The organism is Mycobacteroides sp. LB1 (genome assembly GCF_013449725.1).
Classification (GTDB): domain Bacteria; phylum Actinomycetota; class Actinomycetes; order Mycobacteriales; family Mycobacteriaceae; genus Mycobacterium.
Genome location: NZ_JACCFF010000001.1, coordinates 535,821 through 561,241 on the forward strand (window position 1 = coordinate 535,821; position 25,421 = coordinate 561,241).

25 protein-coding genes and 2 tRNA genes are annotated in these 25,421 nt (G+C 63.6%); 14 read left to right on the forward strand and 13 right to left on the reverse strand.

The window, feature by feature from the left end; all coding sequences use genetic code 11:
* Window positions 1-17: 17 nt before the first annotated feature.
* From cofC to MLB1_RS02760, 3 genes are read left to right on the forward strand one after another with little or no spacing between them, the layout of a single operon-like run.
* Entirely contained in the window at window positions 18-632 is a 615-nt protein-coding gene (cofC, locus tag MLB1_RS02750; RefSeq protein ID WP_180749654.1) for a 2-phospho-L-lactate guanylyltransferase, read from the forward strand.
* A 4-nt stretch (window positions 633-636) separates the two neighbouring features.
* Window positions 637-2,772, forward strand: coding sequence for an RNA degradosome polyphosphate kinase (locus tag MLB1_RS02755; protein WP_180748188.1), 2,136 nt, complete (start codon window positions 637-639; stop codon window positions 2,770-2,772).
* Window positions 2,773-2,811: 39 nt separating this feature from the next.
* The gene (locus tag MLB1_RS02760; RefSeq protein ID WP_180748189.1) at window positions 2,812-3,735 is read left to right on the forward strand and encodes an NUDIX hydrolase; all 924 of its coding nucleotides are present in this window, start codon (window positions 2,812-2,814) and stop codon (window positions 3,733-3,735) included.
* An 83-nt stretch (window positions 3,736-3,818) separates the two neighbouring features.
* On the opposite strand, the gene MLB1_RS02765 is transcribed toward MLB1_RS02760, so the two are convergent.
* The 3 genes from MLB1_RS02765 to leuC all read right to left on the reverse strand — a co-directional run bounded on the left by MLB1_RS02765 (window position 3,819) and on the right by leuC (window position 6,693).
* Window positions 3,819-4,460, reverse strand: a complete 642-nt coding sequence (locus MLB1_RS02765) for an HU family DNA-binding protein (RefSeq protein ID WP_180748190.1) — start codon at window positions 4,458-4,460, stop codon at window positions 3,819-3,821.
* 161 nt (window positions 4,461-4,621) lie between these two features.
* A complete protein-coding gene (leuD, locus tag MLB1_RS02770) occupies window positions 4,622-5,221 on the reverse strand; it encodes a 3-isopropylmalate dehydratase small subunit (protein WP_180748191.1) in 600 nt (199 codons plus the stop codon).
* Window positions 5,222-5,250: 29 nt separating this feature from the next.
* Complete coding sequence (leuC, locus tag MLB1_RS02775; RefSeq protein ID WP_180748192.1) at window positions 5,251-6,693, reverse strand: 3-isopropylmalate dehydratase large subunit; 1,443 nt, start codon at window positions 6,691-6,693, stop codon at window positions 5,251-5,253.
* Window positions 6,694-6,745: 52 nt separating this feature from the next.
* Here leuC and MLB1_RS02780 point away from each other — a divergent pair, with 52 nt between their 5' ends.
* The 3 genes from MLB1_RS02780 to MLB1_RS02790 are packed head-to-tail and all read left to right on the forward strand — an operon-like array spanning window position 6,746 to window position 8,265.
* Window positions 6,746-7,447, forward strand: a complete 702-nt coding sequence (locus MLB1_RS02780) for an IclR family transcriptional regulator (RefSeq protein WP_180748193.1) — start codon at window positions 6,746-6,748, stop codon at window positions 7,445-7,447.
* Between the two features lie 9 nt (window positions 7,448-7,456).
* Window positions 7,457-7,954 (forward strand): PPOX class F420-dependent oxidoreductase, encoded by a 498-nt coding sequence (locus MLB1_RS02785; protein ID WP_180748194.1) that lies wholly within the window; start codon window positions 7,457-7,459, stop codon window positions 7,952-7,954.
* Between the two features lie 8 nt (window positions 7,955-7,962).
* A complete protein-coding gene (locus MLB1_RS02790; RefSeq protein ID WP_180748195.1) occupies window positions 7,963-8,265 on the forward strand; it encodes a hypothetical protein in 303 nt (100 codons plus the stop codon).
* 19 nt (window positions 8,266-8,284) lie between these two features.
* Here MLB1_RS02790 and MLB1_RS02795 read toward each other — a convergent pair.
* The 5 genes from MLB1_RS02795 to MLB1_RS02815 form a co-directional block, all read right to left on the reverse strand.
* Window positions 8,285-8,357: transfer RNA gene (locus MLB1_RS02795), tRNA-Glu, on the reverse strand.
* Window positions 8,358-8,453: 96 nt separating this feature from the next.
* A tRNA-Gln gene (locus MLB1_RS02800) sits at window positions 8,454-8,525 on the reverse strand.
* A gap of 93 nt (window positions 8,526-8,618) precedes the next feature.
* The gene (gene gltX / locus MLB1_RS02805) at window positions 8,619-10,106 is read right to left on the reverse strand and encodes a glutamate--tRNA ligase (RefSeq protein WP_180748196.1); all 1,488 of its coding nucleotides are present in this window, start codon (window positions 10,104-10,106) and stop codon (window positions 8,619-8,621) included.
* A gap of 2 nt (window positions 10,107-10,108) precedes the next feature.
* Entirely contained in the window at window positions 10,109-10,873 is a 765-nt protein-coding gene (locus tag MLB1_RS02810; protein WP_180748197.1) for a fumarylacetoacetate hydrolase family protein, read from the reverse strand.
* A 10-nt stretch (window positions 10,874-10,883) separates the two neighbouring features.
* On the reverse strand, window positions 10,884-11,561 hold the full coding sequence (locus tag MLB1_RS02815) for a TetR/AcrR family transcriptional regulator (protein WP_180748198.1): 678 nt from the start codon (window positions 11,559-11,561) through the stop codon (window positions 10,884-10,886).
* A 130-nt stretch (window positions 11,562-11,691) separates the two neighbouring features.
* Between MLB1_RS02815 and MLB1_RS02820 the strand changes: the two genes are divergently transcribed.
* Window positions 11,692-12,909: an oxygenase MpaB family protein gene (locus tag MLB1_RS02820; protein WP_180748199.1), complete on the forward strand. Its 1,218-nt coding sequence runs from the start codon at window positions 11,692-11,694 to the stop codon at window positions 12,907-12,909.
* A 44-nt stretch (window positions 12,910-12,953) separates the two neighbouring features.
* Window positions 12,954-14,183, forward strand: coding sequence for an MFS transporter (locus tag MLB1_RS02825; protein WP_180748200.1), 1,230 nt, complete (start codon window positions 12,954-12,956; stop codon window positions 14,181-14,183).
* On the opposite strand, the gene MLB1_RS02830 is transcribed toward MLB1_RS02825, so the two are convergent.
* A complete protein-coding gene (locus MLB1_RS02830; protein ID WP_180748201.1) occupies window positions 14,140-14,580 on the reverse strand; it encodes a MarR family transcriptional regulator in 441 nt (146 codons plus the stop codon). The genes MLB1_RS02825 and MLB1_RS02830 overlap by 44 nt on opposite strands.
* A 58-nt stretch (window positions 14,581-14,638) precedes the next feature.
* Between MLB1_RS02830 and MLB1_RS02835 the strand changes: the two genes are divergently transcribed.
* Window positions 14,639-14,980, forward strand: coding sequence for an antibiotic biosynthesis monooxygenase family protein (locus MLB1_RS02835; protein ID WP_180748202.1), 342 nt, complete (start codon window positions 14,639-14,641; stop codon window positions 14,978-14,980).
* Window positions 14,981-14,986: 6 nt separating this feature from the next.
* Window positions 14,987-15,904, forward strand: coding sequence for a DNA-3-methyladenine glycosylase 2 family protein (locus MLB1_RS02840; protein ID WP_180748203.1), 918 nt, complete (start codon window positions 14,987-14,989; stop codon window positions 15,902-15,904).
* Here MLB1_RS02840 and MLB1_RS02845 read toward each other — a convergent pair.
* A complete protein-coding gene (locus tag MLB1_RS02845) occupies window positions 15,891-16,904 on the reverse strand; it encodes a 3-isopropylmalate dehydrogenase (RefSeq protein ID WP_180748204.1) in 1,014 nt (337 codons plus the stop codon). The two genes, MLB1_RS02840 and MLB1_RS02845, sit on opposite strands and share 14 nt — an antisense overlap.
* Window positions 16,901-18,490, reverse strand: coding sequence for a phosphoglycerate dehydrogenase (serA, locus tag MLB1_RS02850; protein WP_358144033.1), 1,590 nt, complete (start codon window positions 18,488-18,490; stop codon window positions 16,901-16,903). Before serA ends, MLB1_RS02845 begins: the two co-directional genes overlap by 4 nt.
* Window positions 18,491-18,600: 110 nt before the next feature.
* On the opposite strand from serA, the gene MLB1_RS02855 reads away from it, so the two are divergent.
* Window positions 18,601-19,284, forward strand: a complete 684-nt coding sequence (locus tag MLB1_RS02855; RefSeq protein WP_180748205.1) for a LysM domain-containing protein — start codon at window positions 18,601-18,603, stop codon at window positions 19,282-19,284.
* An 18-nt stretch (window positions 19,285-19,302) separates the two neighbouring features.
* On the opposite strand, the gene MLB1_RS02860 is transcribed toward MLB1_RS02855, so the two are convergent.
* A complete protein-coding gene (locus tag MLB1_RS02860) occupies window positions 19,303-20,655 on the reverse strand; it encodes an MFS transporter (protein ID WP_180749656.1) in 1,353 nt (450 codons plus the stop codon).
* 15 nt (window positions 20,656-20,670) lie between these two features.
* On the reverse strand, window positions 20,671-21,267 hold the full coding sequence (locus tag MLB1_RS02865; RefSeq protein WP_180748206.1) for a TetR/AcrR family transcriptional regulator: 597 nt from the start codon (window positions 21,265-21,267) through the stop codon (window positions 20,671-20,673).
* Between the two features lie 79 nt (window positions 21,268-21,346).
* Here MLB1_RS02865 and MLB1_RS02870 point away from each other — a divergent pair, with 79 nt between their 5' ends.
* The 3 genes from MLB1_RS02870 to MLB1_RS02880 are packed head-to-tail and all read left to right on the forward strand — an operon-like array spanning window position 21,347 to window position 25,348.
* On the forward strand, window positions 21,347-22,777 hold the full coding sequence (locus MLB1_RS02870; RefSeq protein WP_180748207.1) for an AarF/ABC1/UbiB kinase family protein: 1,431 nt from the start codon (window positions 21,347-21,349) through the stop codon (window positions 22,775-22,777).
* The gene (locus MLB1_RS02875) at window positions 22,774-24,177 is read left to right on the forward strand and encodes an AarF/ABC1/UbiB kinase family protein (RefSeq protein WP_180748208.1); all 1,404 of its coding nucleotides are present in this window, start codon (window positions 22,774-22,776) and stop codon (window positions 24,175-24,177) included. The genes MLB1_RS02870 and MLB1_RS02875 overlap by 4 nt, the downstream gene beginning before the upstream one ends.
* Window positions 24,164-25,348 (forward strand): cytochrome P450, encoded by a 1,185-nt coding sequence (locus MLB1_RS02880; protein ID WP_180748209.1) that lies wholly within the window; start codon window positions 24,164-24,166, stop codon window positions 25,346-25,348. The genes MLB1_RS02875 and MLB1_RS02880 overlap by 14 nt, the downstream gene beginning before the upstream one ends.
* Window positions 25,349-25,421 lie beyond the last annotated feature (73 nt).

The following is a 25,421-nucleotide window of genomic DNA, read 5'->3' on the forward strand; positions in this document are numbered from 1 at the left end:
ATGTGGGCACGGAGCAAGTGGGCAGACAGGCCGACACAGACTTCAGCGTGATCATCGCGGTCAAGAACCTGTCGACCGCGAAGAGTCGCCTGGCACCGTCGCTCCCCGCACCCGAGCGGGAACGACTGGTACTGGGCATGCTGACGCACGCCATCACCGTGGCGTTTACCGCGGCCCGATCCGTCGCGGTCATCAGTCCCGACCCTGCCGCCAAGGCGGCGGCGGGAGAGGCCGGAGCACGGTTTATCTTCGATGACACCCCCGCCGGCCACCCCGATCCGCTGAACAACGCGTTACGGAACGCCGCGACACAGATGCGCGCATCGTCACCGAATCTTGTTGTGTTGCAAGCCGACCTTCCCGCAGTCACGGCCGAGGAATTCGCGGCAGCGGTGGAGCTCGCGCACCGCCACTTGCGTAGTTTTGTCGCCGACAGGCACGGCACCGGCACCGCGGCGCTATTCTGCACCGACGGCGATCTCAACCCGCTGTTCGGAACCGATTCAGCACGGCGACATCGGGATTCGGGGGCAGTCGAGCTCACCGGGAACTGGCCAGGATTGCGTTGCGACGTCGATACCCCGGAAGATCTGGCCGTGGCCCGCGAGCTGGGGGCGGCACTGCCCCTCTGACCCTATGATCACAAGGGTGACCACACCGAGCGTTCCCCCGGCGGCAACCACGATCGTGTCGGGTGAGGAGCTTCCCGAGGACCGGTATCTCAACCGGGAGCTCTCATGGCTGGATTTCAACACGCGCGTCCTCGCCCTGGCCGCCGACGAATCGCTGCCCATCCTGGAACGCGCCAAATTCCTGGCGATCTTCGCATCCAATCTGGACGAGTTCTATATGGTCCGCGTTGCCGGCCTGAAGCGCCGCGATGAGACCGGCCTGTCGGTGCGTTCCGCCGACGGGTTGTCCCCGCGCGAGCAGCTGAAACTAATCGGCGAGCGCACTCAGGAGATCTCGATCCAGCACGCCCGGGTGTTCAGCGAGTCGGTGCGCCCCGAGCTCGCCGAGAACGGCATCTTCGTCGTCACCTGGGCCGACCTGGCCGAGAACGAGCGGAGCTATCTCTCCTCATATTTCACCGACCAGGTTTTCCCGGTGCTGACCCCGCTGGCCGTCGACCCGGCGCATCCATTCCCCTACATATCCGGTCTGAGTCTGAATCTAGCCATCACCGTCCAGGTTCCCGAGACGGGCGGCCAGCATTTCGCCCGAATCAAGGTGCCTGACAACGTTGATCGATTCGTCAGGTTGCGCAGCCCCGAAGGTGCGGAAGCCTCCCAGACTGCACACAGCGCACGCTTCCTGCCCATGGAGGAACTCATCGCGGCGCATCTGTCGGCGCTGTTCCCCGGCCTGGAAGTCGTTGAACATCACGCCTTCCGCATTACCCGTAACGCCGATTTCGAGGTCGAGGAAGATCGGGACGAGGATTTGCTGCAGGCACTCGAACGAGAACTGGCACGACGACGATTCGGCTCGCCGGTGCGGCTCGAGGTCGCCGACGATATGACCGAGCACATGCTCGAACTGTTGTTGCGCGAGCTGGACGTGCATCCGGGTGATGTGGTGCAGGTGCCCGGGCTGGTCGACCTGTCCTGCTTGTGGCAGGTCTATGGCGTGGATCGTCCCGCGCTCAAGGACCCGACGTTCGTGCCGGCGACCCATCCCGCGTTCGGTCAGGGCGAAACCCCGAAGAGCATCTTCTCCACCCTCCGGGACGGTGATGTGCTCGTTCATCACCCCTACGACTCGTTTTCCACCAGCGTGCAACGGTTTATCGAGCAGGCGGCCGCCGATCCACAGGTGCTGGCCATCAAGCAGACGCTGTACCGCACCTCCGGCGACTCTCCCATCGTCAACTCGCTCATCGACGCCGCCGAGGCCGGTAAGCAGGTGGTCGCTCTAGTCGAGATCAAGGCGCGCTTCGACGAACAGGCCAACATCAAGTGGGCCCGCGCGCTGGAAGACGCTGGTGTGCACGTGGTCTATGGCTTGATCGGGCTCAAGACGCACTGCAAGACGTCGCTGGTGGTTCGGCGCGAGGGCTCGGCGATCCGTCGGTACTGCCACATCGGCACCGGCAACTACAACCCGAAGACCGCGCGGCTCTACGAGGATGTCGGTCTGCTGACCAGCGCGCCAGAGATCGGGGCGGACCTCACCGACCTGTTCAATTCCCTCACCGGGTACTCGCGAAAGGTTTCCTACCGCAACCTATTGGTGGCACCGCAGGGAATTCGCGCGGGGATTATCGACCGTATCGACCGTGAGATCGCCGCACACCGGGCCGGGCAGGACGCCCGAATCCGGTTGAAAATGAACGCACTGGTCGACGAGCAGGTGATCGACGCGTTGTACCGAGCCTCCCAGGCCGGGGTGCCAGTAGAGGTGGTGGTGCGTGGGATTTGCGCACTGCGACCCGGGGTTCCGGAGTTCTCGGGCACCGTGACGGTGCGGTCCATTCTCGGCCGTTTCCTTGAACATTCGCGCATCATTCACTTCCGCGCCGTCGACGAATTCTGGATCGGCAGTGCGGACATGATGCACCGTAACCTGGATCGACGGGTCGAGGTCCTCGCGCGAGTCACCGACCCCAAGCTCACAGCACAGCTCGACGATATGTTCACCTCGGCGTTGGACTCTCGAACCCGGTGCTGGGAATTGCAGCCCGACGGCCAGTGGCTGGCCTCGCCCGCAGACGGCGAGGAAGTACGCGACCACCAGATCGAGATGATGAAACGGCACCGCTCGCACACATAAGTTGTCCTGGCCGAACCACTCTCCCCCGAAGGAGCTTTCGTGCCCGATCCGACCACCCGGACCGGCGCAGCGGTCCTTGCCGCGGGGGCGGCGCTCTGGCGGTACCAGGGCGACCCTGCCGACGGCGACATCGAAGTAGCGCTGGTTCACCGCCCACGGTATGACGATTGGTCATTACCTAAGGGGAAGCTCGACCCTGGTGAGACGGCGGCAATCGCCGCGGTCCGCGAGATCGCCGAGGAGACTGGGTTTACCTCGCGGCTCGGCAGACGATTACCGTCCGTGAGTTATCCGGTGTCCCAGGGAACCAAACGCGTCAAATATTGGGCGGCACAAGCTTTAGACGGAAAGTTCGAAGCCAACCATGAAGTCGACGAGATTCAATGGCTACCGATAGCGCGCGCGATCAAGATCGTCAGCTATGCGGTTGACCGGAAAGTGCTGCGAAATCTCGCAAAGCACGAAATTGACACCCAGACATTGATTATCGTGCGTCACGCAAAGGCGGGGCGAAAGGAACGCTATTCGGGAGACGACACCCTGCGGCCATTGGACAAGAAAGGCCGCGCCCAAGCCGAGGCGCTCACTGGTCAACTACTTGCATTCGGCGCCGACGCCATTCACGCCGCCGATCGACTGCGTTGTCGGCAGACCGTGGAACCGGTTGCCGAGGAGTTGAACACGGTGATCTACAGCGAGCCCGCGCTCAGCGAAGAGGCCTATTGGGCAGACCGAAAGCGCGCGCATCGCAGGATTCTTGAAATCGCCGGATCGGACGGGGTCCGGGTGGTATGCACACAGGGCCGGGTCATTCCGGATCTCATCGAATGGTGGGCGCATCGCGACGGCATCCGCCCCGATAAGTCACGTAACCGTAAGGGCAGCATATGGGTGCTGTCGATGCGCGGCCAGAAGCTGGTGGCCGCAGATCATCTGGACAGCCCGCTGCCCGCCGTGGGCTGACGGGGGCTACCCCCTGACGTCACCTACCCCTGAAATACAAACATCGGGCCCCACCCTGAGGTGGGACCCGATGTTGTTTGAAACTACTTGCGGCCCTTCTTGGCCGGTGCCTTCTTGGCCGGAGCCTTCTTGGCAGGAGCCTTGGTTACGGCCTTCTTGACGGGAGCCGCCTTCTTGGCCGGAGCCTTCTTGGCGGGAGCAGCCTTCTTGACTACTACTGCCTTCTTGACCGGAGCCTTCTTGGCGGGAGCAGCCTTCTTGACTACTACTGCCTTCTTGACCGGAGCCTTCTTAGCAGGAGCAGCCTTCTTGACTACCGCCTTCTTGACCGGTGCTGCCTTCTTGGCCGGAGCCTTCTTGGCAGGAGCAGCCTTCTTGGCAGCGCCACGCTTGGCCGGAGCCGCGGTGGAACCACGCTTCACAGCGGGGCCGTCGGACGGGAGCTTCTGTGCGCCAGAGACAACCGCCTTGAACTGTGCGCCGGGACGGAACGTCGGAACGGACGTCGGCTTCACCTTGACAGTCTCACCGGTGCGCGGGTTGCGGGCGACGCGTGCGGCGCGGCGGCGCTGCTCGAAAACGCCAAAACCGGTGATAGTCACGCTCTCACCCTTATGCACGGTGCGAACGATGGTGTCGACGACGTGCTCCACCGCAGCGGTGGCCTGCCGACGATCCGAGCCCAATTTCTGTGTCAGAACGTCGATGAGCTCTGCTTTGTTCATGTAAAACCCTCCGAAGCCAGTGGTCCACGTTGAACCGACTTCGAACACGGTAAACCCAACACCACCTGATTTCCAAGTGCCACGCGTAATTTCGGCAAAATTCTCTAAGCCTTTTACCAACCCAAAAGGAATGCCCTTGCCCCCCAAGGGCGCCCAATCAGCTACTCAGAAGGCTCCAAAGTACGGGGTTTGAACTCCGGCCGTGAAGCCTCAAAAGCCGCAATCTCATCGACTTTTCGCAGCGTAAGGCCTATATCGTCCAATCCTTCGAGCAGCCGCCATCGGGTGTAGTCGTCAATCGCAAACGGCACCACCGCCGTTCCGGCAGTGACCGTCCGATCCTCAAGATTCACAGTGAGTTCCAAGCCCGGATCCTGCTCGATAAGTTTCCACAGCAGCTCGATGTCGGACTGATCCACCAGTCCCGCAAGCAGACCGGCCTTACCGGCGTTGCCCCGGAAGATATCTCCGAAACGGGACGACAGTACTACTCGAAACCCGTAGTCCATCAAGGCCCAAACGGCGTGCTCTCGGGATGATCCAGTGCCGAAATCCGGCCCGGTGACGAGAACACTGCCCCGGTTGAACGGTTCCAGATTCAGAATGAACGAGGGATCGTTGCGCCAGCTGGCGAAGAGCCCGTCCTCGAAACCTGTTCGGGTGACACGCTTGAGGTACACCGCCGGGATGATCTGATCGGTGTCGACGTTGGAACGACGCAGCGGCACACCTATTCCGGTGTGAGTGTCGAATGCCTCCACTATTTCCTCCCTGTGCCTTTCGCAGCTGCCTATTTTTCGGATTTTGCCAAATCAACTGGCGATGAGAGCTTTCCCCGCACCGCGGTGGCCGCCGCGACAGCCGGTGAAACCAAGTGAGTGCGGCCGCCCTTGCCCTGGCGGCCCTCGAAATTCCGGTTCGACGTCGAGGCGCACCGCTGCCCCGGGGACAGCTGGTCGGGATTCATACCCAGACACATCGAGCAGCCCGCCTGACGCCACTGGGCGCCCGCCGCGGTGAAAATCTCGCCCAATCCCTCGGATTCGGCCTGGACGCGTACCCGCATAGAGCCAGGAACGATGAGCATGGTGACCCCTTCGGCCACCTTCCGGTGCCGCAGCACGTCCGCCACCGCCCGCAGATCCTCGATCCGTCCGTTGGTGCACGACCCGACGAACACGGTGTCCACCGGGATCTCACGCATCGGCGTACCCGGCGTGAGATCCATGTAGGTCAACGCCTTCTCGGCCGCCAGCCGCTGCTCCTCGTCGGCCATCAGCTCGGGATCGGGAACCTCGGCACCCAATGGCACTCCCTGTGCGGGATTGGTGCCCCAGGTGACAAAGGGCGTCAAAGTGCTGGCGTCGATGTGCACTTCGGCGTCGAACTGGGCGCCCTCGTCAGTGCGCAGCGAGTCCCATTCGGCCACAGCGGCATCCCACAGCTCCCCCTTGGGCGCGTGCGCACGATCTTTGAGATACGCATATGTCGTTTCGTCGGGCGCGACCATCCCCGCCCGGGCACCCGCCTCAATAGACATATTGCACATAGTCATTCGGGCTTCCATCGACATCTCCTCGACAGCCCGGCCTCGATACTCAAGGACATACCCCTGGCCACCGCCGGTGCCGATCTTCGCGATGACCGCCAGGATGACATCCTTGCTGGTGACGTCCGCCGGCAGGCGGCCGTCGATACTGATGGCCATGGTCTGAAATGGCCTTAGCGGCAAGGTCTGCGTGGCCATCACGTGCTCGACCTCAGAGGTCCCGATCCCCATCGCCAGCGCCCCGAAGGCTCCGTGTGTGGAGGTATGGCTGTCACCGCACACGACCGTGGTGCCCGGCTGGGTCAATCCCAGCTGCGGCCCGACAACGTGCACGATGCCCTGTTCCACGTCACCCATCGGGTGCAGGCGGATACCGAATTCCTCGCAGTTGCGTCGCAGTGTTTCCACCTGGGTGCGTGACACCGGATCGGCGATCGGCTGGTCGATATCGACCGTCGGCACGTTGTGATCCTCGGTCGCGATAGTCAGATCCGGCCGGCGCACCGGACGCCCGGCAAGCCGCAGGCCGTCGAACGCCTGCGGACTGGTCACCTCGTGGACCAAATGCAGATCGATATAGATGAGATCGGGCTCGCGGGCCGCCCCCTCACCCTTTCCGCGTACCACTACGTGGGAGTCCCAGACCTTCTCTGCCAGGGTCCTGGGCTGTTGGACCTTGCTCATCGTCAGCTCCGTGCTCGTTGCATCTCATTATTTGGAACGTTAGTATCGTTCTGTGAGACAGCATAGCGGCATCGGCGTCCTCGACAAAGCAGTGCAGGTCCTGACCGCGATAGGCGACTCCCCCTGCGGGCTCGCGGAATTGTGCGAGCGCACCGGCCTCCCCCGCGCCACCGCTCACCGGCTGGCCGCGGGGCTGGAGGTCCACCGATTCCTGTCGCGTGACGGTGATGGGCAGTGGCAGCTCGGTGCCGGGCTGACCGAACTCGCCGTGCATGTCAGCGATCCGCTGCTGAGTGCCAGCGTCCAGGTACTACCGAAGCTGCGTGAGATCACCGGCGAGAGCGTGCAGCTCTATCGCAGGGAAGGCACCGTGCGCGTGTGCGTCGCGGCACTCGAACCACCGGCCGGGCTTCGCGACACCGTGCCGGTCGGTTCCCGCCTGCCCATGTCCGCCGGATCCGGTGCCAAAGTCCTCCTTGCACACAGCGATCCAGCCACTCAGGCGGCGGTGCTCCCCGGCGCGACATTCACCGAACGCGCCCTGGCCGACGTGCGCAAGCGAGGTTGGGCGCAGAGCGCGGCCGAACGCGAGGCCGGGGTCGCCAGCGTGTCGGCCCCCGTTCGCGATCACCACGGCAATGTCATTGCGGCGATATCGGTTTCCGGTCCGATCGACAGGATGGGACGGCGGCCAGGGGCACGCTGGGCCGCCGATCTCGTTGCCGCCTCCGAGGCGATCACGCTGAGACTTTAAGCTCCGATTATGGGAAGCAATCAACGCTCACAGATCGTCATGTCCGACGAAGAGATCACCGAGTTCATCAACAACTCACGCACCACAACAATGGCCACCATCGGCGCCGACGGGCAGCCACACTTGGTGGCGATGTGGTACGCGGTACTCGATGGCGAGCTGTGGTTCGAGACCAAGGCCAAGTCGCAGAAGGTCGTCAACCTCAAGCGCAATCCCACCATCACGTGTCTTATCGAGGACGGTCTTACCTACGACACTCTGCGTGGGGTGTCGATCGAGGGTCAGGCCGAGATCGTCGAGGACCCGGACCTCCTGTTCCAGGTCGGCATCAGCGTCTTCGAGCGTTATACCGCGCCGTACACCGAAGAAATGAAGCCCATCGTCGAGGCGATGCTCAACAAGCGCATCGCGGTCCGCGTGCGCCCCGCCCGCATCCGGTCCTGGGATCACCGCAAGCTCGGCCTGCCCGTGATGCCACTCGGCGGTTCGACGGCACCGAAAGAGTAGGCGAGAGAGTGGGCCAGCTCGTCCGCGAGGCGCTCGACTCCTTCCGTGAGGGTCTGCGGCATAAGAAGATCAAACGACCGCTCAGCGACGCGCTGGTCCACCACCTCGATACCGGCGGAACGGCCGGACAGCACGCCGACCAGATCCGCCAACTACAAGCCGAGGTCGATGAGTTCGACGTTGATATCGACAAGGTGGGGATCAAGCGCGCCCGCAAGTTTGTGATCTGGAGTCTGCGGAACCAGCACCCCGAGCTGACCGAGGAAGCCCTGCGCACGCTGGGGAATTACCGCGCCAAGACGTGGCGCTAGCTGCCGCTAGAAAACTTTGTACCCCCGATGGGATTCGAACCCACGCTACCGCCGTGAGAGGGCGGCGTCCTAGGCCGCTAGACGACGGGGGCTAGAACATTTCGTGCGACGCGCGAGGCGTGCAGGCTTGACAGTCTAGCCCACCTCGATACATCACACCAAATCACTTGTCGCGCAAATGATTTGCGCTGGGGTACCAGGACTCGAACCTAGAATGAGGGAATCAGAATCCCTAGTGTTGCCAATTACACCATACCCCATTGGCTTCGAAGAACCGCAGGTCAAGGCACTGACTGCGGACTTCAAGGCCGACGAGCAGACTACCAAACCAAGGGCGGTTAACCCGAATCGGTCTAGCCCTCTACCTCATTTTCCCAGGTCCGGGCATTTCGAAGACGCTCGAGGGTTCGGTCGCGGCCCAGTAGTTCCATCGATTCGAACAATGGCGGGCTGATCGAGGCCCCGGTAGCGGCGACCCGCAGCGGGCCGAACGCCTTGCGTGGTTTGAGCTCGAGCCCCTCGATGAGGGCGCTCTTGAGCGCCTCCTCGATCGCCGGGGTGGTCCATGCGTCGATCGACTCCAGCGCGCCGATCGACGCATCCAGCACCGGCAGCGACGCCTCCCCCAGTTCCTTGCGCGCCGATCCCGGGTCGATGGCGTAGGCGTCATCGTTGAGGAACTTCAGCAGACCCCAGGCATCGCCCAGCACGACAACCCGCGTCTGCACCAAATCCGCCGCCACCGCGAAGGCACCGTCGTCGAGTCCGAGCTCGTGCCCCTGCGCCGCGAAGAAGGCACGCAGCCGCGCCACGAATTCCTCCGGAGACAGCAGCCGGATGTGTTCGGCATTGATGGCGTCTGCCTTCTTCTGATCGAAGCGCGCCGGATTCGAGTTGACATCGGCGACGTCGAAGGCCGCGACCATATCCTGCAGGCTGAAAATATCGTGATCGTCCGCGATCGACCAGCCCAGCAGCGCAAGGTAATTCAGCAGCCCCTCGGGGATGAACCCGCGGTCGCGATGCAGGAACAGGTTGGACTGGGGATCACGCTTGGACAGCTTCTTGGTGCCCTCACCGAGCACGGACGGCAGGTGCGCGAACCGAGGTATCGAGTCCGCCACGCCGATCCGGATCATGGCCTCGTACAAGGCGATCTGGCGCGGCGTCGACGGCAGCAGGTCCTCACCGCGCAGCACATGGGTGATCTTCATCAACGCGTCATCGACCGGGTTCACCAAGGTGTACAACGGGTCTCCGCTGGCACGGGTCAGCGCGAAATCGGGAACCACGCCCGCCGCGAACGTGGTCTCCCCACGCACCAGGTCGTCCCAGGTGATGTCGTGATTGGGCATGCGCAGCCGGAGGACGGGGCTACGACCCTCCGCCCGGAACGCGGTGCGCTGCTCGTCGGTGAGATCGCGGTCGTAGTTGTCGTACCCCAGTTTCGGATTGCGCCCCGCGGCGAGGTGGCGGGCCTCCACCTCCTCGGGTGTCGAGAACGCCTCATAGGCCTCCCCGGCTTCGAGCAGCTTGCGCACCACATCGAGATGCATCTCCTTGCGCTGCGACTGCCGATACGGAGCGTACGGCCCGCCGACCTCGGGACCCTCGTCCCAGTCCAGGCCCAGCCACCGCAACGCGTCTAGAAGCGCCAGATAGCTCTCCTCGCTGTCGCGGCCGGCATCGGTGTCCTCGATGCGGAATACGAAGTCACCTCCGCAGTGTCGCGCGTACGCCCAGTTGAACAGCGCGGTGCGGACCAGACCGACATGCGGGGTGCCGGTCGGCGACGGGCAGAAACGAACCCGGACTCGGTTGGATCCCTTTGGATCACTCATTCTTACTTCGCCTTCCGCACAACAGGATTGGATAACGTACCGATTCCTTCGATGGTGACGCTCACGGTGTCGCCGTCGACGATGGGCCCCACACCCTCGGGAGTTCCGGTGAGAATCACGTCACCGGGCAACAAAGTCATCACTGCGGAGACCCACGCCACGATCGCCCCGACATCATGCAGCAGCAGCGAGGTGCGACTGCTCTGCTTGACCTCGCCGTTGACCTCGGTACGAATGGCCAGGTCGGCGGGGTCCAGATCGGTGACGATCCACGGCCCCAGCGGGCAAAACGTGTCGTGTCCCTTGGCACGCGTCCACTGACCGTCGGCGCGCTGGTGATCGCGTGCCGACACGTCATTGCCGATCGTGTACCCCAGAATGACCTCGGCCGCCCGGGAGGCGGGCACGTCTTTACACGGCCGACCGATCACGATGGCGAGCTCGCCCTCGTGGTGCACCTCGGATGCGCTGGCCGGCAGCTGGATCGGCAGGCCGGGACCGATGATTGACGTGTTGGGCTTGATGAAGATCACCGGTGTCTCCGGGGGTTCACCACCCATTTCCGCGGCATGGGCGGCGTAGTTCTTGCCCATGCACACCACCTTGCTGGCAAGGATCGGCGCCAACAGCCTGACATCGGCGAGCGGCCACTGCCGCCCGGTGAAGGTGGGGTTGCCGAAGGGATGTTCGGCGATTTCGCGTGCGGTCTCGTCTTCGATGCTGACGAAGGCGACACCGTCCGGGCTGGCAATACGTCCTAGGCGCATTTACATGAGCCTAGTTGCCGGGCTTGGCGGCTTCCGCTGTGTCCTTCTCCGTTGTGTCCTCCGCCGGTGTGTCATCCCGGATGTTCGCCCGGGTGACCAGTGCCACAAGGAAATCCTCCAGCCGGTCGCGGGTGATATCGAGCTCGCCGCGAAACCAGCTGGTGACCAAGTCCAGGCCACCCGAAACCAGCGTGAACGTGGCCAGGTCCAGGTCGGGATCCAGCGCATCGTCGGCGGGAAGCAACACACGGCCCTGGTCGGCCATCACCTGCGCCAGCGTCTTGACCAGATCACGCCGGCGGGCGGCCAGTCCCTCGGTGGCCTGAGATTCCACCAGAAGCCTGCCCAGTCGCGTATCGGCGGTGAGAAACCGCAGTCCGCTTCCGATGGCCGCACGGGAGCGCACCACCGGGTCGGTGGATTGCGAGCTCTCGACGATGGCCTCGAAGATGGCAGCCGATCCCGCGAGCATCTGTTCGTCGAGCATGGCGAGCAGCAGCTCATCGGTGCTGCGGAAACTCTCGTAGAAGTACCGGTCGTTGAGCCGGGCCTCGGCACACACCCCGCGCACCGTGAGACCGCTCACCCCCGACGCCGCGACCAGGTTCAGTGCCGCATCGAGCAGCACGGCACGACGACGCGCGCGTCGCTCGTTGGGCGTGACGCCACCGTAGTTACGGGAGGCCATTCGCCAATTGTTGCACTTCGGTACTTGACCTCACGGCATTTTTTGGTGAACACTCTCACCAGATGGTGAGGCGCGTCACCAGATGGTCGCCTGCCCACTGTCAACTTTCAACGACGAAAGGACCTGGTCGATGACCTCGAGCCGGCAGAAGCTGCCCAATCCGCCGCAGCTTCGCGAGTTCCCATTCAACGTGTTCACTCGCTTTCTGGCCGGACGGGATATCCGCGCGACCGCCGAGCAGCGGGAGTCCTTCCGCCAGTACGCGCATGTCGGCGACCCGCTCGCCGATGCAGTGGTCGCAATGTTCGCGCGTTTCCCAGCAGGTCACGGGCGCCGGATGTTCGAGATGGCCCTAGAGTCCGGCATCGAATCGGTCGACAATCCCCCCGAGGAACTCGTTGCGTTCTTCGCGCAGATCGATGCCCGGCCGTACTGGCTCGACGACGCCAAGCTTGAGCTGGCCGCGCGGGTCAGCATGCGCACTGGAGTCGTCGGGCTGGGTTTGGCACTGCCCGGCCTTGCCCTCACCGGGGGTTACCTTTCGTCCCGTGCCGATAAGCCCCTGGTCGGTACCGGCAACCTGAATCTGCAAGCTGCGGCGCCGCGTCGACTGCACGAGACGGCGCAATGGCTCATCGACGTCACCTCTCCCGGCGGACTCGAGCGATTCGCCGCCGGTTTCAAGGGAGTTCCTCGCGTACGTCTGATGCATGCGTTGGTTCGCGGTGCCATGAACCGGCGGGATGACTGGGACTACGAGAACTGGGACACCCCGATCAACCAGATCCAGCTGGCGGGAACGCTGATGCTCTTCTCGCTGGCCAACCTCGCCGGGTGCCAGGCGATGGGCATGAGTTTCTCGGAAACCGAGCGCGAGGCAGTCTTCCATTTCTGGCGATATGTGGGGCAGCTCATGGGAATTCAGCCCGAGCTCGTACCCACCAGCGAGGAGGACACCTGGCGGTTGTTCTGGCTGGAAGCCGATACCGAGTTCCTGCCTGACGAGGATTCGTACTCGCTGACGCAGGCGCTACATGGGTCCGCACAGGACGAGCCGGCATTCATGCGGCTTTCCCGCGCATATCTGTCGTCCTACAGCCGCCTCATCCTCGGGAAGACGCATGCCGATCACTTGGGGCTTGTCGACAGCAAGCCGATGCAGGCCGCGGTCCTCGGGACGTCGGTGGTCAACTGGTTCTTCGAGCGCCGCAACATCCTGCCCGGGATGACCCGAATGAGTGAGGAATTCGGTCACTTTGCGCGGCGCCAGATCGTCTCGCGGGGCATGGCGCAGACCGGTGGCGATCGCACGTACCGGCAACACGACAAGCTCGCGACCGCGAGTTAACTATATCCCATATATTGAGACACATATTCAACAATATGAGATAGATGTGGAACCATGTGAGCATGGTCCACGTCGATGAGGTTGGTACAGCACGCCGTTGGGCGATGCTGGCCATCGCCCTGGGATCCACGGCCGGTGCCAATGTCTTCATCAACGGTGTGGCATTCCTCATACCGGCCCTGCACACCCAGCGCGGACTCGACCTTGCCAACGCGGGGCTGCTGTCGGCGATGCCCAGCTTCGGCATGGTGCTGACGCTCATCGCGTGGGGCGCTCTCATCGACCGATTCGGCGAACGGATCGCCCTGGTGAGTGGGCTGGCACTGACGGCACTGGCCGCATTCGCGGCCGCCGAATCGCCATCGCTGATGGTGACGGGTGTATTCCTGCTGTTGGGCGGGGCGGCCGCCGCGGCCTGCAATTCGGCGAGCGGGCGGGTAGTGGTCGGCTGGTTCCCGCCCCACCAACGCGGGACAGTCATGGGCATCCGCCAGATGGCCCAGCCGCTCGGCGTGGCGGCGGGCGCGCTGGTCATCCCGCGGATTGCCGAAGGCCACGGCGTCGCGGCGGCGTTGATCTTCCCGGCGGTGGTGTGTGCGGTGTCATCGGCGGTATGCCTGGTAGGCATCATCGACCCGCCACAACCACCCCGATCGGAAGCTCCCGAAGAACACCTGGCCAATCCCTACCGCGGGTCACGGATGCTGTGGCTCATCCACGGGGTGTCCGTGCTGCTGGTCGTGCCTCAAGTGGTGGTGTGGACGTTCACCCTGGTGTGGTTGGTCACCGACCGGGGCTGGAGCATCGGCGCTGCTAGCGTCATGGTGACGGTCGCGCAGCTGACCGGGGCACTCGGCCGTGTCGCGGCCGGGATGTGGTCCGACCGTTGGGGTTCGCGCATGCGGCCGATCCGAGTAATCGCTGCCGCGGCGTCGGCCGCCATGGCATTGCTCGCCGTCACCAATCAGTTGGACTGGTCGATCAGCGTTGTCGTCATGCTCGTCGCATCGGTGATCACGGTGTCGGACAACGGCTTGGCCTACACCTCGATCGCCGAGATCGCCGGGCCGTTCTGGAGCGGCCGCGCACTGGGTGCCCAGAACACCGGTCAGCTGTTGGCCGCCGCTGTCGCCCCGCCCGTTTTCGGGGCCGTGGCAGCGGTGGCAGGTTTCTCGGCAGCGTTCGCCATATGCGCACTATTCCCTTTGGCGGCAGTCGGATTGGTTCCGGTCAGTCGGGAGCGAAGTCTTCAAGATTCTCCGCGCAACGGATGAGCAGATCCGCCAGCTGATTCCTCTCCCTGACCGACATCCCTTGCTCCATATCGGATTCAACGGATCCGATAGCCGCTGCACCTAAGTGCAGTCGGCGACCGCCGGTTGCGGTGAGACGAAGCGCCCTTGTCCGCCCCTTGGGTGGCCCATCAGTGGGCTCCACCAGGCCAGCGCCGCGCAAAGTCGATAACACGTCCTGCAGCGATTGGCGCGTCACGAAGCACAGCCTCGCCAACTCAGAGGCGGAGGCGTTCGGATGGTCGGCCAGTGCGCGCAACACCGCGTACTGAGCCATCGACAGGCCGGTGGCGCGCAGGGCGCCGTCGCAACGCCTGCGCAGTGCGAGCTGTACTCGCTTGATCAAGTAGCCCGGAGCAACCTCGATCTCTACGCCCATGACAGGAACCTTACATCAATGCTAGCCTGATGTAAGGAACCTGACATAGGAGAAGACGATGCCTGCCATCGAACAGAACAGCACGCATGCGACGTTGATCAACGTATTCACCGTCGAACCGCAGAACGCGGACGCGCTCATCGAGCTACTCGTCACCGCCACCGAAGAGGTCATGCAGCACGTCCCAGGATTTCTCTCGGCCAATATCCATCGGTCCCTGGACGGACAACGCGTCGTCAACTATGCGCAATGGGAAAGCGCCGAGGCGTATCAGGCCATGCTGAGTGACCCCAAGTCGCGCGAGCACATGGCGCCCTGTGCAGCGCTCGCGGTCAGCTTCGATCCTCACCTTTACACCGTCGAAGCGGTGCACGCTCATAGCCGGGCAGCGAGGAGCTGAAAACCGATGCCGCAATACACAGTTCGCAGGCGCGTGCGCGGACGCTGGTCACTGACCACCAGCCGCTCGTTCTGGGAGGGCTTTACGCCGGCCGTCCTTCCCGGACGTTCGCCCGGTCCAAACGATGCCTTGCACACCGTATTTCGCGTAGATGAGGACTGGTCTCATGCCCAGGCCGAAGTGACCCAAGACGGGCAGACGGCGATCGTTCAGGTGACGGGCGATGGCGACCTCGACGCCGCGGCAGCCCAAGTGGGCCGCTTCTTGTCGCTAGATGTCGACGCAACAGATTGGCCCCAAGTCGGTCGGCGAGACGCCGTAATCGGCGATGCTCAGCGGCGACTACCCGGCCTGCGCCCCTGCGGATTCCATTCCCCCTATGAGGCCGCCGCGTGGGCGGTGCTCTCTCAGCGCATCAGGATCGCTCAAGCCGCGAAACTACGCGCCCAACTAGTGCGTGATCACGGAGACGACGGCGCCTTTCCCGCACCTAGCCGACTACGACGCCTCGATCTCGATCTGCCGGGCCGAAAGACCGAGTATCTGCAAGCCGTCGCCGAAGCCGCACTCGATGGCCAGCTCGATGGCGCGAGGCTGCAGACTGCAGATCCAGCACATGCAGTCCGCCAGCTCCAATCCATCCTCGGCATCGGCCCATTCGCGGCCGAACTCATCGTGCTGCGCGGAGCGAACGCTCCGGACGCGCTCCCCCGCCACGAGGGCCGCCTGGACGCCGAGATCGCGGAGCAATACGGCGTCGGCCGCGCACTCGAGGATATCGCCGAGCTCTGGCGCCCGTTTAGAACCTGGGCCGCCGTTCACCTGCGGGCATTGCGCGAACAGCGCACGCACGAGATTGCCGGGCCGCTGACAACGTCTCGACACCGTGGAATCGGTGCACGAGAAGAAATTAGAGGAAGCTAGCGATCCGATCACCGGTCGCCGAGGTAGACAGCTTCTCGTCGCCACGAGTGGCCAGATGCTCCTCGACGGCCCTCTCCACTCGGGCTGCTGCCTCGGTCTCGCCGAGGTGATTCAGCAGTAACGAGACCGACACCACGGCAGCCGTAGGATCGGCGATCCCCTGGCCCGCAATATCCGGAGCGCTACCGTGCACGGGCTCGAACATCGACGGGTTCTTGCCTGAACCATCGATGTTTCCGCTCGCGGCCAAACCGATGCCACCGGTCACGGCGGCAGTCAGGTCAGTGATGATGTCGCCGAACAGGTTGTCGGTGACGATCACGTCGAACCGGCCCGGGTCGGTCACCATGTGGATGGTGGCTGCGTCGATGTGCTGGTACGACACCTGCACATCTGGGTGCTCCGCGGCGACCTCGTCGACAGTCCGCGTCCAGAGCGAGCCTGCGAACTTGAGCACGTTGTTCTTGTGCACCAGCGTCAGGTTCTTGCTGCGGGCCTCGGCACGCTGGAATGCGTTGCGCACCACACGCTCCACCCCGAACCGGGTGTTGAGGCTGACCTCGGTGGCCACCTCGTGCGGCGTCTCGACGCGGATCGCACCGCCGTTGCCGGTATACGGCCCCTCGGTGCCCTCACGCACCACCACCAGGTCGATGGCGGGATTACCGGCCAGCGGGCCGGTGACGCCGGGGTACAGCTTCGCGGGGCGCAGGTTGATGTGGTGATCGAGTGCAAATCGGGTGTGCAGCAGCAGGCCGCGTTCCAGCACTCCACTCTGGACTGACGGATCGCCAATGGCGCCAAGCAGAATAGCGTCATGTCCGCGTAGCTCTTCGAGCACCGAATCCGGCATCAGCTCGCCGGTGGCCAGGTACCGACGGGCACCCAGGTCGTATTCGGACTTCTGGACACCGGGCAGTACCGCGTCGAGGATCTTGACGGCCTCGCCGATGACCTCGGGCCCGATGCCGTCACCGGCGATAATCGCGAGCTTGGTCATGAAAGGTCCACCAGCTCAAGAGTTGTCGCACCGACGGCGGAACGGATTTCTTCCAGCACGGCATCCGGAGCGGTGCGGTCGAGGCGCAGGATGATGGTGGCGGCCTCACCGGCGGCGTCCTGGCTCAGCTGGGCAGCCTGGATATTCACACCGGCCGAGCCGAGGACCGTACCGATCTTGCCGAGCGCACCGGCTACATCGGCGTAATTGATGACCAGGTTCACGCCCTCGGCACGCAGGTCGAAGTTGCGGCCGTTGATCTGAACGATCTTCTGCACCAGCTGCGGGCCGGACAGCGTGCCCGCGACGTTGATCACCGAACCGTCGGCGTACACGGCGCGCACATCGACGACGCTGCGGTGGTTTGGGCTCTCGGTGGCCGTGGTGATCTCCGCGCTCACTCCGCGCTCGTCGGCGATCGAGGGGGCGTTCACGAAGGTCACCTGATCCTCGATCACCGATGAGAAGAGTCCGCGCAGTGCGGAAAGCTTCAGCACTGCAACGTCTTCGGAGGCCAGCTCACCGCGTACGTCGACCGACAGCGAGGTGGGCAGCTGCTCGGAGACGGCACCGATGAGCACGCCGAGCTTGCGCACGACCTCGAGCCACGGCGCGACCTCTTCGCTGACGACTCCCCCACCGACGTTGACCGCATCCGGTACGAATTCGCCAGCCAGGGCCAGCTTCACGCTCGCGGCCACATCGGTACCGGCGCGGTCCTGCGCCTCACTGGTCGAGGCACCCAGGTGCGGGGTCACCACAACCTGGTCGAGATCGAAAAGCGGGCTGTCGGTGCAGGGCTCGGTGGCGAACACGTCAAGGCCCGCGCCGCGGACATGGCCGCTGCGGATGGCGTCGGCCAGCGCCGCCTCATCAATGAGCCCACCGCGCGCGGCGTTCACGATGATGACGCCCTGCTTGGTCTTGGCGAGCGCTTCCTTGCCGATGAGGCCCGCGGTCTCTGGAGTCTTGGGCAGGTGCACCGAGATGAAATCTGCCCGACCCAAAAGTTCGTCGAGGGTCAGCAGCTCGATGCCGAGCTGCGCGGCGCGGGCAGCGGAGACGTAGGGGTCGTAGGCGACGATATGCGTCCCGAACGCGGCGAGCCGCTGCGCGACTAGCTGGCCGATCCGGCCCAGACCCACTACGCCGACGGTCTTGCCGTATATCTCGGTGCCGTTGAAGGACGACCGCTTCCAGGTCTTCTCTTTGAGGGAGGCGTCAGCGGGCGGGATCTGCCGTGCGGTGGACAGCAGCAGCGCGACGGCATGCTCGGCGGCGCTGTGGATGTTCGAGGTGGGTGCATTGACGACCAGCACACCGCGCGCGGTTGCCGCCTTGACATCGACATTGTCGAGTCCGACACCGGCGCGCGCGACGATCTTGAGCTTGGTTCCCGCTGCCAGGACCTCGGCGTCAACGGTGGTCGCCGAGCGCACCAACAGCGCGTCGGCCTCGGGTACCGCGGCTAGCAGCGCGGGGCGGTCGGGGCCGTCGACCCAGCGCACCTCAACACCATCACCGAGTGCTTCTACGGTCGACTGGGCAAGTTTGTCGGCAATCAACACGACTGGACGTTCGCTCACGTCGTCATAGCTTAGTGTGCCCTCCGATGCGGCGGACATCACAGTGGTCGACACATCGAGTAGCGCACTACTCGCGACTGACGGCACTCCACTGAACCACGCTGCGGTGCATGAATGAACTACATGCTCCGCCTACGAGTGGCAAACACGCGGTCCGAAGCGGTGACACTCTGTGGAAACTGTCCGAGCTGTTCTATGGCGACGGACGTCGCTACCGGGTAATCGCGGTGGTCAACGGCTTGTCCGATCCGGACCTCATCGAGATCGGGCAGGAACTTGAAATCCCGTACGTCACCTTCCGCTATCAGGTCAAGGCCGGCGACACCAAGGGGAAAATCGCAGAACACTTCTACGGCAGCTTCTCGATGAGTGGGGTGTTCGAGAGCCCCAGCGGCGTATCGCAGCGCGACCTGATTGTCGGCGAATGGCTGCTGATTCCCGATCTCGCCAACGTGGGACATCACACCGTGATGTCGGGCGAGACACTGCAGGTGCTCGCCGATCGGTGGTACGGCGATTGGTCGCTATGGATAGTTATCGCGATTGCGAACCAGCTGGCCGGCGACGACCCTGAACCCGGCTCGGTGCTCATTCAGCCTCGGCTTAACCGGCGCCACACCGTGGTCGCCGGCGACACGCTATGGAAGCTGGCGAGTCAGAACTACGGCGATTATGGCGACGACCGGACACAGATGGCGGTCGCCATGACGGCAGCAGCCAACCTGATCGACGATCTCGATCACATCACCGTGGGGCAGGTCATCTACTTCCCGTCGATCGACCTGGGTGGCTGACGGGCCGCTGACACGCGATCAGACATTGGCGAGATCGACGCCACGCGTCTCACGCACCGCCAGCAGAGCCACAAAAGTCAGCACTCCGGCAACCGCCAGGTACACGCCCACCCACGCGACACCGAAGTCGTGCACCAGCCAGGTCGCGATGAACGGCGCGACGGCGGCGCCGATGATGGAGGCGAAGTTGTAGGCGATTCCCGAACCGGTGTAGCGCACATTCGTCGGGAACAGCTCGGGCAATAGGGCGCTCATGGGCCCAAAGGACAAGCCCATCAACGCCATTCCGAGGCTCAGGAACACCAGCATGGTGGGCCTGTCCACCGTCGCCGGGTTGAGGAACCACCCGAACGACAGCCCGAACGCGATGATTCCGGCGGTGAAGGTCAACAGCAGCGGCCTGCGGCCGTACCGGTCCGCGAGCCGTCCGGATATCGGCACACACACGGCGAAGAGCAGCACCGACAACAGCTGCATCTGTAGGAAGTCGACGTAACTGATCGCGAGCTTCGCCCCGGATTTGTCGACGACCTTCCCCGTTCCGTACGACGCCGCCCAGGTGGTCACCACGTAGAAGATCGTGTACGTGGCCAGCATGACGAAGGTGCCGATCACCAGCTGACGCCACGACTTCTGGACCACCTCGGCCAGCGGCGTGCGCACCTTCTTGCCCTCGGCGACGGCCTGGGTGAAGACGGGTGTCTCGGTGAGCTTGAGGCGCACGTACAGACCGACGATCACGATGACAGCACTGGCCAGGAAGGGCACCCGCCAACCCCATGACAAGAACGCGTGGTTGGTCGCCGCAGTCTTGGCGTCGAAGTCCATCAGCAGCATCAGCAGCAGGAACGTGCCGTTGGCGAAGAAGAAGCCGATCGGGGCGCCGAGCTGCGGCCACATCGCCGCCCAGCCCCGCTTGCCCTCCTCGGCGGTTTCGGTTGCCAGTAGAGCCGCCCCCGACCACTCTCCACCCAATCCCAACCCCTGACAAAAGCGCAGCAACGCGAGCAATGCCGGAGCCCAGTAGCCGACGGCGTCGAAAGTGGGTAGCAGTCCGATGGCGAATGTCGCGACCCCCATCGTCACCAACGATCCGACGAGGGTGGCCTTGCGGCCAATCCGATCACCGAAGTGGCCGAAGATCACCGAGCCGACCGGGCGAGCGACGAAGGCCAACCCGAACGTCGCGAACGAGGACAGCAGCGCCGCGGTGTCATTTCCCTTGGGGAAGAACAACGTTGGGAACACCAACACAGCCGCGGTGGCATAGATGTAGAAGTCGAAGAACTCGATACTCGTGCCCACCATGGAGGCGATGACGATCCGGCTCCGCGGGACAGCAGGCGGGGCGGGCGCGGTCTCCGGTGTCATGGCCACCGGCGGAGACTAACGCAGCGACTCGATCCTCGTGGCCAGCATGGCCGTCCATTCCGCGATGTAGTCCTCGTCGGCAATATCATGACCAGGCCTCCGGAACACCGTGTTGGTCGCACGCTTGCCCAGGAGGGCATTGACGCCAAGCACCCCAATCGATTCCGTTTCCTGCTTACCGATACCGGGCGCCCAGCCCTGTACCCAATCGGTCAGTTCTCCGTACAGACTGTCGAACAGCGCCGCGTAGGCGTCATCGAGCCGCGCCGGACGGCCAGACGGCACGCTGGAGACGATCTGCAGCAGCTGCGATTCCTCGTCCAGTATCGCCAAGATGTAGCGCCCCATCATGGTCAGTTCGTTACGCAGGTCTCCGAGACCACCGAAGAGTGCACGGATGTCGCGCATAGCGCTGCGACGATCGAGCTGACGGTCGATACCGGCCTCAAGTAGCGCCTCCTTCGATTTGAAGTGGTGATACAGGCCGCCCGAGCCCGGCGTGAGGCCGGCAGCCTTCTCTATCTGCGCCACGCTGGTCGCCTTGTACCCCTGCTCGCCGAACAACCGCATGGCCTCGGCGACCAGGCGCTCCTTGGTGGAAATCTCACCCATTGACGCCTCCAAAGTAATCACTTAGTCTCACTCAGTGAGTACTTTAACAGCTAGGTCGGGTCAACGGTAGGAGGCAGCCATGACAGAAGAGCTAGTGCCCAGAGGCAGGATCCGGCGCACCATGCCGCTGGCCGGCTTCACCGCCCGCGCTGCGGGCGGACGGCTCGTCGCTGGTCTACGCGAAAAAGCCGGAGACACCGGAGCCGTCGATCGCTTTCACGAGGAGACCGCCGAGCGCTACGCCGAACTCCTCGGCCACTCCAAAGGCGTGCTCATGAAGGCCGGCCAGATCTTCTCGAGCATCGACAGCAGCGCCCTCGGCGATGGCCGCGTCTCCCCCTACGAGCGGGCAATGACCCGACTCCAAACCCAGTCGCCGTCCATGGCCCCCGCGTTGGCACGCAGCATCCTCGAATCGGAACTGGGACTGCCAACGGACCAGGCGTTTGCGAAGTTCACCGACGAGCCAATCTCGTCGGCATCCATCGGCCAGGTTCACCGTGCTGTCCTTCACGACGGCCGTGAGGTCGCCGTCAAGATCCAGTACCCCGGTGTGGCACAGGCCATCCAAGATGACCTCGCCAACACCGAGCTCGTCACGACCTTCCTTCGGACCTTCTTGTCACTGCTCGGCCGCAGTGTCGCCATCGATCTGCGCGCCACCGCACGAGACATCTCGGAACGAATCGCCGAGGAACTCGACTATCGCCGCGAGGCCGCCAACATCACGACTTTCCACGAGCTGTTCTGTGGCCATCCGTTCATCCGTGTGCCAGAGGCCCTCCCGGAGCTGTCCAGCGACCGGGTACTCACCATGACCTACGTTGACGGAATCGACTGGGCTCAGGCTCAGGAATCCAGCCAGGACCTCAAAGACACTTGGGGAGAGGCACTGTGGAGATTCAGCCTGTCACCCCTGCAACATGCGTCGACTTTCTACACGGACCTGCATCCGGGGAACTACCGGTTCGGCCTGGATGGCTCTATCGGGATCGTCGACTTCGGCTCCGTGAAGGTCATTCCCGAGCGCCTTCGTCTCGCATGGCTGCAGATGATCGTCGCCAACCTGCAGAAACGCACAGCAGACCTTCACGCAGTCATGACGAAAGCCGGGTTCATCGCCGCCGGAACCACCATGACCACGGAGGAAGTGCACCGATGGATGGATCAGAACAACCCGGATGTTGTTGGTCCGCAACCGGTTACCTACAACGCCGAGCTGATCAGCCGAAACCTGGCCACGCTGGACACCAGCAGCCCCGATTCCCTTTCTGCCCGTATTGCGCTGCCGCCCGACCTCATCTACTTCGTCCGAGTTCCGCTCGGCGTGCGGTCAACGCTGTCGAAGCTAGGAGCCACGGTGAACGCGCGCGCCGTCGTCGAGGACATGGCAGGTGTCGCTGAACCCAGCACTCCCCTGGGCATTCAGCATGTGGCCTGGGTCCGTGAACGTGGACTGCCATTCGGCCTGGAACCCCGGGAACAGCCAAAGGTCGGTGCCCAGCTATGAGCGACAACCCCATTCCCCACGGCCGAATCCGGCGCACCATGCCACTGGCCGGCTTCACCGCCCGCGCCGCAGGCGGACGACTCGTCGCGGGCCTCCGCGAAAAAGCCGGAGACACCGGAGCCGTCGAACGGTTCCACGAACGCACCGCAGAACGCTACACAGAACTACTCGGACACTCCAAAGGCGTCCTCATGAAAGCCGGCCAAATCTTCTCGGTCGCCGATATCGCGTCCCACGGATACAGCCAGCTCTCGCCGTATCAGAACGCGCTCACGCGACTGCAGGCCGACGCACCGCCCATGCATCCTCTCTTGGCGCGCCAAGCCCTCGAAGAGGATCTCGGGCGATCGATCGAGGAACTGTTCTCCGAATTCAGCGATGATCCGATGGCCGCGGCATCGATCGGCCAGGTGCATCGGGCGACCCTTCACGATGGCCGCCCGGTTGCGGTAAAGATTCAGTATCCCGGTGTGGCACATGCTATTAGGCACGACCTATCGAACGCAGAGCTGATGGCCACCTTTCTGCGCTTCGCGACGGGAATCGCCGGACCGAGGCCACAGCTGGACCATCGCCTGATGGCCGACGAAGTGGCCGCACGCATTTCCGAAGAGTTGGACTATCGGCACGAGGCTGCCAACATTCAGACCTTCGCGGAGCTATACCGGGACCATCCGTTCATCCGGATACCCGAGGTGATTTCCGAAGCGTCCGGCAATCGGGTACTCACCATGACATACCTGGACGGTCTCGATTGGGCAGCGGCCCAACAAGCCGATCAAGACCTCAAAGATGTTTGGGTGGAAACGATCTGGCGTTTCAGCACCGGGTCATTTCGGCACGCCAATCTGTTTCACGCCGATCCGCATCCGGGCAACTATCGATTCGGCATGGACGGGTCGGTCGGTTTCGTCGATTTCGGCTGCATCAAAGTGGTTCCCGAGACCTTGCGTTATCGGCTCGTGCAGATGATTCGAGCGGCCGCGGAGGAACGCCGGGAAGACTTGCGTCAGCTCATGGTCGACGCCGGCTACTTCGCGATCGATTCGCCACTTTCCGAACAGGACATCTTTGACTGGCTCGGGTCGACCGTGCAAGACATTCGCGCCGCTCAACCCGTGACATTCACGCGTGAGGTATCGAACGGTGGCACCCGATCCCTGCTCAATTTCCAAACGTTGCATCAGATGTCGATTCCCAGTGACTTGATTTTCCTGGCCAGGATCAACCTGAACATCAGCGCCCTGTCCGCAACGCTGAACGCGACCGTACACACCCGCGCGCTGCTCGACGACCTCGACGGTGTCGCCGAACCCGTTTCCCCACTAGGTAAACAGCATGTCGCCTGGGTCCGCGACCGCGCCCTGCCCTTCGGATTGGATCACCATGACCACTGCTAACCCCATCGCACCGCGGATCCCCTGGGACTCAAGGGATCCCTACCTCTACTACGAAAACCTCCGAGCTCGCGGTGACGTGGTCTGGGACGAGAAAGCCGGCACCTGGCTGGTTCTCGGCTATCACCCGGCCCGCCAAGTACTGGGCGGCACCGGCTGGTCGAGTGATCCACTCGCCAGCCCTCAGATGCGGGCCTCGGCCCCCGAGTACCTCGATCTGTCCAACTTCGGAAGGAACATGCTCTTCGCCGATGGACCGGACCACACCGAGCTCAGGGGCGCAGTCCGCGACGTATTTACTCCCGGATTCATTGCCGGATTACGCGACGGCGTGGAGTCCATCACCGCTCATGTCATCGAATACCACTCGGCAGGAGAATCTTTCGATTTCATGACCGATATCGCCTTGCCGCTACCGATCGCCATAATCGGTGAATGGCTGGGCCTGGATGACTCATCGTCGGCCGTCCTTCGCGAGGAATCTCCGATCATCATTCAGATGCTGGGGGCCTTCGCCGACATCGAGACCGTCATGGCCGGCACCGCGGCCGGGGCGACCCTCGCTACCGAGCTGCTACCCCTGGCCGCGGATCGGCGCGCGCATCCCGGTGACGACCTACTCAGCCTGATCGCATCCGATACCGACCTGTCTTTAGAAGACGTGGTCACCATGACATTCACGATCGCGATTGCCGGTCATGAGACGACTGCAAATCTCCTGGGGGCAAGCATGCTTCGGTTACTCGCGGGGCGCGCCGACGGAACCCGGCTAGCCGATCACATCGACCCGGACGACCCCGCGGTCATCACCGAACTACTGCGACTTGAGGGCCCGGTGCAAGGCACCGCGCGCGTGGCGATCGAGGACCATAACCTCGCCGGGAACAAGATCCTGGAAGGCCAGACGGTACTCATCGCGATCGCGGCAGCAAACCGCGACCCGCAGGTGTTCGCCGATCCCACCGAATTCCGGCTGGACCGCAAGAACACCCCGCCGCTGGCCTTCGGCTACGGCGCGCACCACTGCCTGGGCTCGGCGCTCGCGAGGCTGGAGGCCACCGTGGCCATTCGCGAGATCCTGGCACGCCGACCGGAGATCATCGGTCCTGTCAGCTGGCGAGACACACCCGCCATCCGCGGACCGCTCAGCATCCCCATGCGGTTCCACATCTAACACTGCTGCCACCGTCGCGCTGGGACGTGCTCGTCGTCGTCGAGCAGATCATGTTCATCGCATGGTGAGAGAG